Annotated in this window: 1 pseudogene; it reads right to left on the bottom strand. The window is 61.1% G+C overall.

Annotation, left to right across the window (positions count from 1 at the left end):
* Window positions 1-280: 280 nt before the first annotated feature.
* Window positions 281-1,108, bottom strand: a pseudogene (locus tag BM162_RS22310) (ferritin-like domain-containing protein); the annotation flags it as partial.
* Between the last annotated feature and the right edge of the window lie 110 nt (window positions 1,109-1,218).

Raw genomic sequence — 1,218 nt, forward strand, 5'->3', positions numbered from 1 at the left:
CCCATGCTCGACCTCTCTGCCTGTTCTCGTAGCAGGCGAGAGTGACACTTCTGCTTTGCTCATGGATGACATTTTAGCTTTGCCGCTACACCGCCGCGCACGCCTAAGATATGTTATGGTATCATTAGCCCGCGAGTGTTCCTCGCTCAGCACGGTGCCGCCGCTGACAGGAGCATCGTTTGCGCGGAGCATACCGCACCCGCTGTCTCGCTCCCGGACCCGCGTGGAGAGCGACGGCACCTTCCGTGGCCTGCAGGTCTCCGCCTCACTCCAGACACAATCAGCGCGAGGTTTCGAGGCCCTCCCCTTCAGCCCATCTAATGATTTCATCGGCAACGAAGTTCGGGTCGCGGTCCATGATCGGCGCCAGCAGCCAGACCAGCTTATTCTCGCGGATCATCTCGCCCGCGAATGGGGCCTGCTGCATCTTTCCGCGAATTCGATCGCTGAAGTTGATCCGGATCCCGTTTCCGAAAACTTCGATGTGCAGATCACTTCGCCAGATAGGCATGGTCATACTCCTTCTCGTGTGACGCTGAAGAGAAGATGGTTTCTGGGCGGTAGGTGCAAAATCATCGAGGCGCTCATCCCGTGACGTCACCCACGAAGTGAGCTCGTTGCGCGCGGGCCGCTCAAACCTCGGGCGACCGTGCGACGGACGCCGCGGCGAGTGACTGCTACCAGGAGCTGAATCATCCGTAGCAGCGCCTTCCTTGCTGACCGAGGATACCTGGCGCGCGACATAGAGCTGATCGCCCATCAGCTCCATCAGGTCGAACTGCTCCTCGACAAAATCGATGTGGTCTTCCTCGTCCTTGAGGATGGTCATGAACAGCTCGAACGAGCCGAGGTCGCCGGCCTCGCGGCACTCGTTGGCAGCCTTGTCGTAGTACTCGCGAGCCTCTTTCTCCATTCGCAGTTGCGTGTCGAAAATCCCGCGCACGCTCTCGGGCTTCTCGATGTCTTCGAGCGTCTGGACGTCGGCCTCGCCGTCGAGGAACAGGATCCGCGCCAGGAACGCCTTGGCGTGGCCGCGCTCTTCCTCGATCTCCTCGCGCATGCGCTCGGCCAGGCGGTCGACGCCCCAGTCGTCAAGCTGGCGCTCCTGGTAGGAGTAGGTGTTTTAGGTGGCCCCCGTTTTCCGGACAGTGTTGCGGCGCCGCTAAGCTTGCCTGTTGATCATGCCGCCGCTTTCAGGCCGGGGCCCTGATGGGCCTC

It is taken from the genome of Tranquillimonas alkanivorans (assembly GCF_900115595.1).
Lineage (GTDB): Bacteria > Pseudomonadota > Alphaproteobacteria > Rhodobacterales > Rhodobacteraceae > Tranquillimonas > Tranquillimonas alkanivorans.